The 13227-nt window shown below is 49.1% G+C and carries 11 protein-coding genes, 1 rRNA gene and 1 other annotated feature; of the genes, 5 read left to right on the top strand and 7 right to left on the bottom strand.

Features of this window, described 5'->3' with window-relative positions; all coding sequences use genetic code 11:
* Positions 1-28 precede the first annotated feature (28 nt).
* The 4 genes from MNO13_RS05385 to rluD form a co-directional block, all read right to left on the bottom strand.
* A 16S ribosomal RNA gene (locus MNO13_RS05385) occupies positions 29-1568 on the bottom strand.
* 472 nt (positions 1569-2040) lie between these two features.
* Complete coding sequence (clpB, locus tag MNO13_RS05380) at positions 2041-4614, bottom strand: ATP-dependent chaperone ClpB (protein WP_064544325.1); 2574 nt, start codon at positions 4612-4614, stop codon at positions 2041-2043.
* A gap of 130 nt (positions 4615-4744) precedes the next feature.
* Positions 4745-5476, bottom strand: coding sequence for a purine nucleoside phosphorylase YfiH (gene yfiH, locus MNO13_RS05375; RefSeq protein ID WP_241939618.1), 732 nt, complete (start codon positions 5474-5476; stop codon positions 4745-4747).
* A complete protein-coding gene (rluD, locus tag MNO13_RS05370; RefSeq protein ID WP_121815079.1) occupies positions 5473-6453 on the bottom strand; it encodes a 23S rRNA pseudouridine(1911/1915/1917) synthase RluD in 981 nt (326 codons plus the stop codon). Before rluD ends, yfiH begins: the two co-directional genes overlap by 4 nt.
* A 130-nt stretch (positions 6454-6583) precedes the next feature.
* On the opposite strand from rluD, the gene bamD reads away from it, so the two are divergent.
* From bamD to pheA, 4 genes are all read left to right on the top strand, one after another.
* Positions 6584-7321 carry an outer membrane protein assembly factor BamD gene (gene bamD / locus MNO13_RS05365; RefSeq protein ID WP_064544319.1) on the top strand — a complete coding sequence of 246 codons (738 nt, stop codon included), beginning with the start codon at positions 6584-6586 and terminating at the stop codon, positions 7319-7321.
* Between the two features lie 271 nt (positions 7322-7592).
* A complete protein-coding gene (raiA, locus tag MNO13_RS05360) occupies positions 7593-7931 on the top strand; it encodes a ribosome-associated translation inhibitor RaiA (RefSeq protein ID WP_034457302.1) in 339 nt (112 codons plus the stop codon).
* A gap of 104 nt (positions 7932-8035) precedes the next feature.
* Positions 8036-8161 (top strand) — a sequence feature (Phe leader region).
* Complete coding sequence (pheL, locus tag MNO13_RS05355; protein WP_101706155.1) at positions 8037-8084, top strand: pheA operon leader peptide PheL; 48 nt, start codon at positions 8037-8039, stop codon at positions 8082-8084. It overlaps the preceding feature by 48 nt.
* 21 nt (positions 8162-8182) lie before the next feature.
* On the top strand, positions 8183-9343 hold the full coding sequence (gene pheA / locus MNO13_RS05350; protein WP_121815077.1) for a bifunctional chorismate mutase/prephenate dehydratase: 1161 nt from the start codon (positions 8183-8185) through the stop codon (positions 9341-9343).
* A gap of 29 nt (positions 9344-9372) precedes the next feature.
* On the opposite strand, the gene MNO13_RS05345 is transcribed toward pheA, so the two are convergent.
* The 3 genes from MNO13_RS05345 to aroF form a co-directional block, all read right to left on the bottom strand.
* Positions 9373-10248, bottom strand: a complete 876-nt coding sequence (locus tag MNO13_RS05345) for an SMP-30/gluconolactonase/LRE family protein (RefSeq protein WP_241939617.1) — start codon at positions 10246-10248, stop codon at positions 9373-9375.
* Positions 10249-10324: 76 nt separating this feature from the next.
* Complete coding sequence (gene tyrA / locus MNO13_RS05340) at positions 10325-11446, bottom strand: bifunctional chorismate mutase/prephenate dehydrogenase (protein WP_121815075.1); 1122 nt, start codon at positions 11444-11446, stop codon at positions 10325-10327.
* 11 nt (positions 11447-11457) lie between these two features.
* Positions 11458-12528: a 3-deoxy-7-phosphoheptulonate synthase AroF gene (gene aroF / locus MNO13_RS05335; protein WP_241939616.1), complete on the bottom strand. Its 1071-nt coding sequence runs from the start codon at positions 12526-12528 to the stop codon at positions 11458-11460.
* Between the two features lie 274 nt (positions 12529-12802).
* Here aroF and MNO13_RS05330 point away from each other — a divergent pair, with 274 nt between their 5' ends.
* The gene (locus tag MNO13_RS05330) at positions 12803-13189 is read left to right on the top strand and encodes a DUF2799 domain-containing protein (RefSeq protein WP_083963307.1); all 387 of its coding nucleotides are present in this window, start codon (positions 12803-12805) and stop codon (positions 13187-13189) included.
* Positions 13190-13227: the final 38 nt, after the last annotated feature.

The raw sequence follows: 13227 nt of genomic DNA, 5'->3' as shown, positions 1-13227 counted from the left end.
AGCACTACGCAAGTTCGTATCTATTAGGTAAGGAGGTGATCCAACCGCAGGTTCCCCTACGGTTACCTTGTTACGACTTCACCCCAGTCATGAATCACAAAGTGGTAAGCGCCCTCCCGAAGGTTAAGCTACCTACTTCTTTTGCAACCCACTCCCATGGTGTGACGGGCGGTGTGTACAAGGCCCGGGAACGTATTCACCGTAGCATTCTGATCTACGATTACTAGCGATTCCGACTTCACGGAGTCGAGTTGCAGACTCCGATCCGGACTACGACGCACTTTATGAGGTCCGCTTGCTCTCGCGAGGTCGCTTCTCTTTGTATGCGCCATTGTAGCACGTGTGTAGCCCTACTCGTAAGGGCCATGATGACTTGACGTCATCCCCACCTTCCTCCAGTTTATCACTGGCAGTCTCCTTTGAGTTCCCGGCCGAACCGCTGGCAACAAAGGATAAGGGTTGCGCTCGTTGCGGGACTTAACCCAACATTTCACAACACGAGCTGACGACAGCCATGCAGCACCTGTCTCAGAGTTCCCGAAGGCACTAAGGCATCTCTGCCGAATTCTCTGGATGTCAAGAGTAGGTAAGGTTCTTCGCGTTGCATCGAATTAAACCACATGCTCCACCGCTTGTGCGGGCCCCCGTCAATTCATTTGAGTTTTAACCTTGCGGCCGTACTCCCCAGGCGGTCGACTTAACGCGTTAGCTCCGGAAGCCACTCCTCAAGGGAACAACCTCCAAGTCGACATCGTTTACGGCGTGGACTACCAGGGTATCTAATCCTGTTTGCTCCCCACGCTTTCGCACCTGAGCGTCAGTCTTTGTCCAGGGGGCCGCCTTCGCCACCGGTATTCCTCCAGATCTCTACGCATTTCACCGCTACACCTGGAATTCTACCCCCCTCTACAAGACTCTAGCCTGCCAGTTTCGAATGCAGTTCCCAGGTTGAGCCCGGGGATTTCACATCCGACTTGACAGACCGCCTGCGTGCGCTTTACGCCCAGTAATTCCGATTAACGCTTGCACCCTCCGTATTACCGCGGCTGCTGGCACGGAGTTAGCCGGTGCTTCTTCTGCGAGTAACGTCAATCACTGCGGTTATTAACCACAATGCCTTCCTCCTCGCTGAAAGTACTTTACAACCCGAAGGCCTTCTTCATACACGCGGCATGGCTGCATCAGGCTTGCGCCCATTGTGCAATATTCCCCACTGCTGCCTCCCGTAGGAGTCTGGACCGTGTCTCAGTTCCAGTGTGGCTGGTCATCCTCTCAGACCAGCTAGGGATCGTCGCCTAGGTGAGCCATTACCTCACCTACTAGCTAATCCCATCTGGGCACATCTGATGGCAAGAGGCCCGAAGGTCCCCCTCTTTGGTCCGAAGACGTTATGCGGTATTAGCTACCGTTTCCAGTAGTTATCCCCCTCCATCAGGCAGTTTCCCAGACATTACTCACCCGTCCGCCGCTCGTCACCCAGGAGCAAGCTCCCTGTGCTACCGCTCGACTTGCATGTGTTAGGCCTGCCGCCAGCGTTCAATCTGAGCCATGATCAAACTCTTCAATTAAAAGCTTGATTTGCTTCAACTCGTGAAGCGGTGCTCAAAAATTAACTTTCGTAATAATTCAACTAAATGAATTACTGCTTGGTCACTCTTCAAGACTTGATATTTTTTTGATACCCGAAGGTATCTGAGATATCAATCCTGCGAGTGCCCACACAGATTGTCTGATAAATTGTTAAAGAGCAGTGAGTTACGCGCTTTCGCTTGCTAACTCGAGGTGGCGTATATTACGCTTTCCTCTTTCAGAGTCAAGCGTTTATTTTCGCTTTTCATCTGGCTGACGGGCCGGTTTGTAAGCCGTTGTGCCGTGTCAGTGGAGGCGCAGTATAGGGATTTTCTGGGAGCTGACAAGTATAAAATTCAAAAAACTTATCGTTAGCTCAACTTTTAATCATAACGCAATCGAGAGATACAATATCGCCTGGTTTTTAAACAAAAACGAGCCCCGGAGGGCTCGTTTTATCTTTTTTGTGACTTACTGCACTGCCACAATATGATTGTCTTTTACTTCCAGATGAACTGCTTTCCCTGGAATCAGCTCACCTGAGAGGATTTGCTGAGCCAGCGGGTTCTCTATTTGCTGCTGGATAGCACGTTTCAATGGTCTTGCACCATATACCGGGTCGTAACCATTCTCGCTAAGCAGCTTCAACGCATCTTCAGAGATAGTGACTTCATAGCCACGCTCTTCAAGGCGTTTATACAAACGCTGCAACTGAATCTGCGCAATAGAAGCAATATGTTTCTCACCCAGCGGATGGAATACCACGACTTCATCTATACGGTTAACAAACTCTGGGCGGAAGTTCTGGCTGACAACACCAAGAATCAGATCCTTCATATGACCGTAGTCCAGCGCACCGAAGCGCTCCTGAATTAAGTCAGAGCCCAAGTTAGACGTCATAATTACAACCGTATTACGGAAGTCGACAGTTCTCCCCTGCCCGTCAGTCAAACGCCCGTCGTCCAGCACCTGCAATAAAATGTTGAACACATCCGGGTGTGCCTTCTCTACTTCATCCAAAAGAATGACAGAGTAAGGGCGACGACGAACCGCTTCAGTCAGGTAGCCACCTTCTTCATAACCGACGTAGCCTGGAGGTGCACCGACTAAACGAGATACGGAGTGTTTTTCCATAAACTCGGACATATCGATACGCACCATTGCGTCATCGCTATCAAACATAAAGTTTGCCAGCGTTTTGCACAGCTCAGTTTTACCCACGCCCGTTGGCCCAAGGAATAAGAACGAACCAATTGGGCGATTCGGGTCAGACAAACCGGCACGGCTACGGCGAATTGCGTTTGAAACGGCTTCAACAGCTTCATTCTGCCCGATAACACGGGTATGAAGTTGTTGTTCCATACGCAGCAGTTTCTCGCGTTCACCTTCAAGCATGCGAGCCACAGGAATCCCCGTCCAACGCGCCAGCACTTCCGCAATTTCTGCATCAGTAACTTTGTTACGCAGCAGACGCATGGTTTTCCCTTCACTCTGACTTGCCGCTGCAAGCTGTTTCTCAAGCTCCGGTATTTTCCCGTATTGCAGCTCAGACATTCGCGCCAGGTCGCCTGCACGGCGCGCCTGCTCAATGGCGATTTTTGCCTGCTCTAACTCAGCCTTAATCGTCTGCGTACCAGAAAGTGACGCTTTTTCAGCTTTCCACTCTTCTTCCAGCACTGAATATTCACGCTCTTTCTGCCCTAATTCGTCTTCAAGCATACTCAAACGTTTCTGGCTGGCTTCGTCAGACTCTTTCTTCAATGCCTGCTGTTCCAGTTTGAGCTGGATGATACGGCGGTCAAGACGGTCGAGCTCTTCTGGTTTCGAGTCAATCTGCATACGGATGCTGGAAGCCGCTTCGTCAATCAAGTCGATGGCTTTATCCGGCAACTGACGATCGGCAATGTAGCGATGCGACAGCATTGCCGCCGCCACAATAGCCGGGTCAGTAATCTGTACATGGTGATGCAGTTCGTAACGCTCTTTCAGCCCACGCAAAATAGCGATAGTGTCTTCGACAGAAGGCTCGGCAACGAACACTTTCTGGAAGCGACGCTCAAGCGCGGCATCCTTTTCTATATACTGGCGATATTCATCCAACGTTGTCGCCCCGACGCAGTGCAGTTCACCTCGAGCCAAGGCTGGCTTGAGCATGTTACCCGCATCCATAGCGCCATCCGCTTTACCCGCGCCAACCATGGTGTGCAATTCATCGATAAACAGAATGACATTACCTTCCTGCTTAGAAAGGTCATTCAGTACACCTTTAAGACGCTCTTCAAATTCACCACGATATTTCGCACCGGCTACCAGCGACCCCATATCCAGCGCTAATACCCGACGGCCTTTTAGCCCCTCTGGCACTTCACCATTAATGATGCGCTGCGCCAAACCTTCAACAATGGCCGTTTTACCAACGCCTGGTTCACCAATAAGTACGGGATTGTTTTTGGTACGGCGCTGCAATACCTGAATAGTGCGACGAATTTCTTCATCACGACCGATAACGGGATCAAGCTTGCCCTGTTCCGCACGCTCGGTCAGATCGACAGTATATTTTTTCAATGCCTGACGTTGATCTTCGGCACCCTGGTCGTTCACGTTTTCGCCTCCACGCATTTGCTCAATTGCTGCTGTCACATTTGCCGTGGTAGCACCCGCTGATTTCAGTAAATCTGTTAATGTTCCGCGAGATTCAAGTGCTGCCAGAACAAATAACTCTGACGAAATGAAGTTGTCATTTCGTTTTTGCGCCAGTTTGTCACATAGATTCAATACACGAACTAAATCCTGCGAAGGCTGAACATCACCGCCCGTGCCTTCAACTTGTGGTAAACGGCTTAAAGCTTGCTCAATATCGGTACGCAACTTGCCAGCGTTGACGCCAGCTGAAGTCAGTAAAGGACGTACGGATCCACCTTCCTGATTGAGCAGTGCGCTCATCAAGTGAAGAGGTTCGATAAATTGGTTGTCGTGCCCGAGAGCTAAGGATTGGGCATCGGCGAGAGCAAGCTGGAATTTATTAGTAAGACGATCCAGACGCATAACTCCTCCCATATACAGGTCAAATTTGCTACTGGAGATTAAATGAGGTCATCCCTCAATTATTCAAGGTTAATGACCTGAAATATTTGAAGCGTTAATTACCCGCACTGGATCGTCTTGATTCAATAGGTTATATCAGCCAAATGAAACTTGCCATACGGCCTGTGGTTCTGTCGCGTCGATATGAGAAAAAATCACCCGCTTCGCTGTAGGTACAACGATCGCCGCCATAAACATGGTTAATGCCTACTGCAGACAAACGCTGACGAGCCAGGGTGTAGATGTCAGCAATGTATTTTTCCCCTGACGGGCGAAAAGCACTATCAGCATGAATGTCTTTAGCCATAAACGCTTCACGCACTTCAGGGCCAACTTCAAATGCATCAGGACCAATAGCCGGGCCAAGCCACGCCATAATGTTTTCTGGCGCATCTTTAAAACAAGCCACAGTTTCTTCAATAACGCCTTCGCACAAGCCACGCCATCCAGCATGAGCAGCCGCAACTTCGGTTCCAGCCTTATTACAGAATAGCACTGGCAGACAATCTGCTGTCATTACCGCACAAACCGTACCCGCTGTTGCGCTATAAGAAGCGTCTGCACGTTTTGACAAATAAGGTTCGCCAGTAAGTTTTAACACGTCTGTACCGTGCACTTGCTCTAGCCAAACGGGTTTTGAAGGCAAGCCGGCAGTGCTATAAAACATGCGACGGTTTTCTTCGACATCATCCAGGTTATCACCGCAGTGAGCCCCCAGATTAAGCGAGTCGTAAGGCGGTTGACTTACACCGCCAATACGTGTCGAACTGCACGCGGCAACCCCTTCAGGAAGCGGCCAATGCGGGACGATCAGTTTGCTCATAGCCAGTCCAGTTGATCCTTATGGATTTCCGTATCAGCACGCAGCGCTTCAATCAGCTCAACCATATCCTGAGGGATTGGCGCATGCCATTCCATCAACATACCGCTGATTGGATGATGAAGACGCAACATGGTTGCATGCAGAGCCTGGCGGTCAAACTTACGCAGCACGCTGACAAACTCTTCTGACGCACCTTTTGGTGGACGCGGGCGGCCACCGTACAGCTGATCGCCAACCAATGGATGAGTGATATGCGCCATATGAACACGAATCTGGTGAGTACGGCCCGTTTCCAGGCGCAGACGCAGACGCGTATGCACACGGAAATGTTCCATGATTCGATAATGCGTCACCGCAGGTTTCCCCATCGGATGCACAGCCATATGAGTACGCTTAGTCGAATGTCGGCTGATAGGTTCTTCAACCGTGCCACCTGCCGTCATATGACCAATGGCAACAGCTTCATATTCACGCGTGATTTCACGTAATTGCAAAGCCTCAACCAGGTGAGTTTGCGCAGGAACGGTTTTCGCCACGACCATCAAACCCGTCGTGTCTTTATCCAGACGATGCACAATGCCCGCACGTGGAACATCAACAATCGGCGGATAGTAATGCAGAAGCGCATTCAGTACGGTCCCGTCAGGATTACCCGCACCAGGATGCACAACGAAATCACGCGGCTTGTTAATCACCAAAATATCGTCATCTTCATAAACGATATTGAGCGGGATATCTTGTGGTTCCCAGCGCACATCCTCTTCGATTTCAGCATTGATAGTGACAGCTTCACCACCCAATACTTTTTCTTTCGGTTTGTCGCTAATATTGCCATTGACCAGCACGCGCCGGTCAAGAATCCATTCTTTTATACGCGAACGTGAATAATCAGGGAACAATTCGGCCAAAGCTTGATCTAAGCGTTGACCGAGTTGCGATTCGGATACTGTTGCGTTGAGTTGTACTAGTTGTGCCATAGACAGCTTCTTCGTTAACGTTGGGTTTTACGGCAATGCCGTTTAATATAGTGTGCTATTGTAGCTGGTCTTTATCGGGAGCTGGTATTGAGAGCCTCCCGGATAACATTCTGAGGAAAGTCAAAACGTCATGACGCGTATGAAATATCTGGTGGCAGCAGCCACGTTGAGCCTGGCTTTGGCTGGTTGCTCCAGTTCCAAGGATGAGGTTCCTGATAGTCCACCTTCCGAGATTTATGCGACTGCCCAACAAAAGTTGCAGGACGGTAACTTTAAAGCGGCGATAACGCAACTGGAAGCGCTGGATAACCGTTATCCGTTCGGGCCATACTCGCAGCAAGTGCAGTTAGATCTTATTTACGCTTACTACAAGAATGCTGACTTGCCACTGGCTCAGGCAGCTATTGACCGCTTTATGCGCCTAAATCCTACCCATCCAAACATCGACTACGTACTTTACATGCGCGGTCTGACGGACATGGCACTGGATGATAGCGCATTACAAGGGTTCTTTGGCGTAGATCGTTCAGACCGAGATCCTGCACACGCGCGTGATGCTTTCAAAGATTTCTCTAAGCTGGTTCGAGGTTACCCGAACAGCCAGTATGTCACCGATGCCAGCAAGCGCCTGGTGTTCCTGAAAGATCGTTTAGCGAAATATGAGCTTTCCGTCGCGCAATACTACACTAAACGCGGCGCGTGGGTTGCAGTAGTTAACCGTGTTGAAGGAATGCTGCGTGATTTCCCTGATACCCAGGCTACACGTGATGGTCTGAAGTTGATGGAAAATGCCTACCGTGAAATGCAAATGCCGGCTCAAGCCGAAAAAGTTGCAAAAATTATCGCGGCCAACGGCAATACCAACTGATTACCCGAGATGAAAAACAAAATGGCAGCCAACTGGCTGCCATTTTTATTGCCTGAAAACACAAAACTGAAACGGTTTAGCGTCAGGTCATCCAATCAAATATGGACGCTATTCTTAAGTTCCACAAGCTTTAAAAACAGAGATCCTGTCCTGCCTCACAAAAAGGGTTTACTGACAAAAAGTGACAAAATAGTGTGATACACATCACACATTTTGACATTCAGAAAGGTATGCTGGAGTTACCAAGACGGGAAAGACAAGAGGTAACTTTATGACAATGAACATTACCAGCAAGCAAATGGAAATCACCCCAGCTATTCGTCAGCACGTCGCAGACCGTCTCACTAAACTGGACAAGTGGCAAACTCATCTAATTAACCCACACATTGTTTTGTCCAAAGAACCGAAAGGTTTCGTGGCTGATGCCACCATTAATACGCCAAATGGCCAGCTCGTAGCGAGCGCTAAACACGATGATATGTATACGGCTATCAACGATTTGATTAACAAACTGGAGCGGCAGTTGAATAAAGTGCAACACAAAGGTGAAGCGCGTCGCACAGCAGGCTCAGTGAAAGACGTTGCTATCGCGGAAATTGAAGAAGAGTAAATTTTAGCTTTATCAATCGCACCAACGCGCCTCCGGGCGCGTTTTTTATTGACAGAGCGAAAACAGAGCGAGTACCTTACTTGTCTGACTTATCAGGAACCAACCATGAAATTAATTCCGTTTTTCTTCGCATTCTTTTTTACCTTCCCCTGAATGGGAGGCAATTCGTCGTGTGATAAAGAATGCGAAGACGAACAAACAGGCCTCCCCAAGCGGGAGGCCTTTTTTATGGACTTCGAAAAGGTAGCGTTATGAGTGAGACAAACCCGTTGCTGGCACTGCGCGATAAAATCAGCGCCCTGGATGTAAAATTGCTGGCATTGCTGGCAGAGCGTCGCTTGCTGGCTGTTGAAGTCGGAAAAGCCAAGCTCGCGACTCACCGCCCGGTTCGAGATATCGACCGCGAGCGTGATTTGCTGGAGCGTCTGATTACTTTGGGTAAAACACATAATCTGGACGCCCATTACATTACACGCTTGTTCCAACTCATCATTGAAGATTCAGTTCTGACGCAGCAAACACTTTTACAGCAGCATCTTAATAAAACCAATCCGCAGTCAGCGAGAATCGCGTTTTTAGGCCCGAAGGGTTCGTACTCACACCTCGCTGCACGTCAGTATGCTGCTCGCCACTTTGAGCAATTCATTGAAAGTGGCTGTGCCAAATTCCAGGACATCTTTAACCAGGTTGAAACGGGCCAGGCCGATTACGCCGTCGTACCGTTAGAAAATACCAGCTCTGGCGCCATCAATGATGTATACGATTTATTACAGCACACCAGCTTGTCTATCGTTGCTGAAATGACCGTGCCCATCGACCACTGCGTGTTAGTGAAGGGCACTACCGATTTAGACACGATTCAGACGGTATATAGCCACCCACAGCCTTTCCAGCAATGCAGCCAATTCATTAACCGGTATCCAAACTGGAAAATCGAATATTGCGAAAGTACCTCGGCGGCAATGGAAAAAGTGGCGCAGGCAAACTCACCGCATGTCGCGGCGCTGGGTAGCGAGGCTGGTGGGGCGTTATATGGTTTGCAAGTTCTGGAACGTAATCTGGCAAACCAGACGCAAAACATCACCCGTTTCATCGTTCTCGCTCGCAAATCGGTCGAAGTCACCGACCAGGTCCCAGCCAAAACAACACTACTCATGGCGACAGGTCAGCAAGCCGGTGCGTTGGTTGAAGCCCTTCTGGTGTTGCGTAATCACAATTTGATCATGACAAAACTGGAGTCTCGACCAATTAACGGCAACCCGTGGGAAGAGATGTTTTATCTGGATGTTCAGGCAAACCTGAACGATGAAGCAATGCGCAAAGCACTTCGCGAACTCGGTGAAATTACCCGTTCTATGAAAGTGCTTGGCTGTTATCCAAGTGAGAATGTAGTGCCTGTTGATCCGGCTTAAAATTGGCAGTAAGCCAGCTCGAAGCTGGCTTACTCATTCACTTTAAATTTCAGTTTCGGCATTCCTGCAACGGCGACTTTAAGCGTAAAAATCGCGCCTGACAGCGGCCTTTCTGCAACTTCGCCGTTATCCATATTTTCTCGCGTCGTCGTGATGAACAACGTTTTCATATCATCGCCACCGAAGCACACCATCGTTGGACAGCGCACCGGCAATTGATATTCTTCCAGCACATCGCCATCAGGCGATAATCGCGCGATACGGTAGCCATCAAACAATGCCGTCCAGTAGCAACCTTCTTCGTCAAGTGCGGCTCCATCCGGAATTCCCTGCCCCGGTTCAAAACGTTTAAACACTTCACGCTTGCCAGGCTCACCTTGTTTGTCTAACGGAGTTCGGTAAATCACACGGTTCGGCGTGTCTGATGTAAACATCCATTTTTTATCTGCACTAAACGCCAGACCATTGGCACCATGGATATCATGCTGAATGACATGCGGTGTCAGGTCGTTATCCACGCGGCACAGCAAGGCTCCGTTGTAATCACCAGGCCTCCAAAATGTTCCAGCATAAAAACGCCCATCCCTGTCAGTTCCACCATCATTAAAACGAGCTAATGTCGGGTTATTGGGGTTATCACAGACTTTGCGAGTAATAAGCCCGGTGCGATTGGTCAGATAAATTCCACTTCGCAGCGCGACAATAAAACCACCCGTTTCGCACAATGCAAAACAGCCAACCTCTTCGGAAAACTGAATCACATCATGCTTTTTGCTGGCGATGTTATAGCGATGAATTTCGTTTTCGAGAATATCCGTCCAGTAAAGGCAATTTTCTTCTGCACTCCATGTCGGGCATTCAGGTAAGTGACCGGTGTAATCGAACAGAACTTGCGGCTGAGCCATTTTTCTATCCTTAATTGCCAATAAAAAAAGCCATTAGGTTTCCCTGATGGCTTTAGATTATAAGACTATTTCACGACTACGGTCGGCTATCATTCGCCTGGCGTAACAAAGTTCGGCTTTCACTCTGGAAGCGCTGCGCGTAGTCGCCGAACCAGTGTTCAACTTTACGGAAGCTATCGATGAACGCTTGCTTATCACCATGTTCAAGCAGGCCAATAGCCTCCCCAAACCTTTTGTAATAACGCTTAATCAGTTCCAGATTGCTTTCTGACGACATAATAATATCAGCGTAAAGTTGCGGATCTTGTGCAAACAAGCGACCTACCATCGCCAACTCCAGGCGATAAATCGGTGATGAAAGCGCGAGTAGCTGCTCTAACTGAACATTTTCTTCTGCCAGATGCAGACCATATGCAAAGGTTGCAAAGTGGCGCAGCGCCTGAATAAACGCCATGTTCTGATCGTGTTCAACGGCTGTAGAGCGGTGCAAACGCGCGCCCCAAACCTGAATTTGCTCAAGGAACCACTGATACGCTTCTGGCTGGCGACCGTCGCAATACACCACAACCTGCTTCGCAAGGCTTCCACTATCTGGCCCAAACATTGGATGCAAGCCAAGAACCGGCCCCTGGTGAGCCGCCAACATAGCTTGTAGAGGGCCATTCTTCACCGACGCCAGATCAACCAGAATACAGTCATCAGGTAAGCGCGGTAACTGAGCGATTACTTGTTCAGTGATGTGAATCGGCACGCTAACAATGACCATGCCAGCATCAGCCATCAATTCTGCTGCGTTAGCCCAGTCTTCTTTTTCAAGAATACGCACCTGATAACCAGACAGTGTGAGCATCTTTTCAAACAAGCGCCCCATTTGGCCACCGCCACCGACGATAACTACCGGGCGAAGTGCAGGAAACAGGGTTTTAAAGCCTTTGTCATTCTCGCTTGAGTATGACTCACGCATAACCCGACGCAGTACGTCTTCAATCAGATCCGGTGGAACGCCCAGCGTTTCGGCTTCTTTGCGACGTGAAGCCAACATTGCTGCTTCACGTTCCGGGACATAAATCGGTAAACCATACTGGCTTTTGACTTCGCCAACTTCCGCTACCAGTTCAAGGCGGCGTGCCAGTAGCCCCAGCAACGCCTTATCCACTTCGTCAATTTGATCGCGCAACGCGGTCAATTCAGCCACCATAGTAAAACCTCTTATGCCTTACGCGCCGCAAGCGTACCGTTCAGATCTTGATGAATCTCACGCAGTAAAGTCTCGGTAGTTTCCCAGTCGATGCAAGCATCGGTGACAGAAACGCCGTACTTCATTTCACTGCGTGGCTGCTCTGAAGATTGATTACCTTCGTGGATATTACTTTCAATCATCAGGCCAATAATCGAACGATTACCATCTTTAATTTGGGCGACGGCTGATTCAGCCACGCCCGGCTGACGGCGGTAGTCTTTATTTGAGTTGCCATGGCTGCAATCTATCATCAAGGCTGGGCGGAGTCCTGCCTGTTCCATATCTTTTTCACACTGCGCAACGTCTGCCGGGCTGTAGTTTGGTGCTTTTCCGCCACGTAAAATCACATGACCATCTGGGTTACCCTGAGTTTGCAGCAAGCAGACCTGGCCTGCCTGGTTGATACCAACGAAACGATGCGGCATAGATGCGGCACGCATCGCATTAATCGCCGTACCCAGGCTGCCATCAGTACCATTTTTAAAACCAACTGGCATAGACAAACCAGATGCCATTTCACGGTGGGTCTGGGATTCAGTAGTACGGGCACCAATTGCGGACCAGCTAAACAGATCACCCAAGTATTGTGGGCTATTCGGATCAAGCGCTTCCGTCGCCAGCGGCAGACCCATGCTGACCAATTCAACCAGCAAATGACGAGCAATTTTCAAACCAGCTTCAACATCAAACGAGCCATCCATGTGTGGATCGTTGATTAGCCCTTTCCAGCCAACGGTGGTACGTGGCTTTTCAAAATAGACGCGCATCACGAGGTACAGACTATCGCTAACTTGTTCAGACAAAATTTTAAAACGACGAGCATATTCAATCGCGGTATCAGGGTCGTGGATCGAGCAAGGTCCACAGACTACCAACAGACGAGGATCGCGCCCTGCGATAATGTCGGAAATCGTCTGACGGGAGTGTTCGATCTGCGCTTCTTGAGAGGCAGTAAGCGGGAATTCCGCTTTCAGTTGTTCCGGAGTGATTAATACCTGTTCGTCAGAAATATGAACGTTGTTCAGCGCGTCTTTTTGCATGATGGCTTTCCTGTTAGCTCGTTTGCGATAGTCGTTTCCTCAGTGAGGATGGCACTACCTTACCAGCTTTAGTAAAGATTGCAATCCAAAATACGTAAACAATACATTACACCAATCAAATAATTGCCGCTTAAAGCACACTTAACATCACTTATTGTAAACTAAATTATACACGACTGCATAAGCACGCTATTTATCTGCTCAAGCATGCAGTCTGTGAAAATAGCGTAATGCAAAGCCATAAGCGCTCTATGCTCAGTTAATACAGTTTGAAATGGATATCCTCACTATGCGCTGTTTAGCCTTGATTCCAATCTTATTGCTGTCTGCTTGTTATGTTGACCCATACACCCATGCCCCAACTCCGGCCCCCACCGACTGGTATCAGGCTGGCTGGGATGATGCGATGTCTGGACAACCCATAAGAAGTAATCCCGTCATTGCGCATTTGCATAACGATGAAAATGTCGATCGAGAAGAATGGTTAAAAGGATATGCAGATGGCCAGCAGCGGATTTGTGATCCCAATTTCTTAACCGTTCAGGGGCAAAATGGGAAATCATTTCCTGCCAGTTGTGAAACCTTACCTGATGTTACGGATCGTCGCGCGGTATGGGAAAAGGCCAGCCGAGAAGGATTGCAGCAATCGCTCATGCGTTAAATAAAAAAGGGCTGCCAGATGGCAGCCCTTGATATGGA

Source organism: Buttiauxella ferragutiae (genome assembly GCF_022637515.1).
Taxonomy (GTDB): Bacteria; Pseudomonadota; Gammaproteobacteria; order Enterobacterales; family Enterobacteriaceae; genus Buttiauxella; species Buttiauxella ferragutiae.
The sequence above is the reverse complement of the archived record's forward strand: the minus strand, read 5'-3'. Positions and strand labels throughout refer to the sequence as shown.

Bases quoted from the DNA above. Each gene is read 5' to 3' on its own strand.
- clpB (WP_064544325.1), bottom strand. From the start codon at position 4,614: ATGCGTCTGGATCGTCTTACTAATAAATTCCAGCTTGCTCTCGCCGAT.
- yfiH (WP_241939618.1), bottom strand. From the start codon at position 5,476: ATGAGCAAACTGATCGTCCCGCATTGGCCGCTTCCTGAAGGGGTTGCC.
- rluD (WP_121815079.1), bottom strand. From the start codon at position 6,453: ATGGCACAACTAGTACAACTCAACGCAACAGTATCCGAATCGCAACTC.
- bamD (WP_064544319.1), top strand. From the start codon at position 6,584: ATGACGCGTATGAAATATCTGGTGGCAGCAGCCACGTTGAGCCTGGCT.
- raiA (WP_034457302.1), top strand. From the start codon at position 7,593: ATGACAATGAACATTACCAGCAAGCAAATGGAAATCACCCCAGCTATT.
- pheA (WP_121815077.1), top strand. From the start codon at position 8,183: ATGAGTGAGACAAACCCGTTGCTGGCACTGCGCGATAAAATCAGCGCC.
- MNO13_RS05345 (WP_241939617.1), bottom strand. From the start codon at position 10,248: ATGGCTCAGCCGCAAGTTCTGTTCGATTACACCGGTCACTTACCTGAA.
- tyrA (WP_121815075.1), bottom strand. From the start codon at position 11,446: ATGGTGGCTGAATTGACCGCGTTGCGCGATCAAATTGACGAAGTGGAT.
- aroF (WP_241939616.1), bottom strand. From the start codon at position 12,528: ATGCAAAAAGACGCGCTGAACAACGTTCATATTTCTGACGAACAGGTA.
- MNO13_RS05330 (WP_083963307.1), top strand. From the start codon at position 12,803: ATGGATATCCTCACTATGCGCTGTTTAGCCTTGATTCCAATCTTATTG.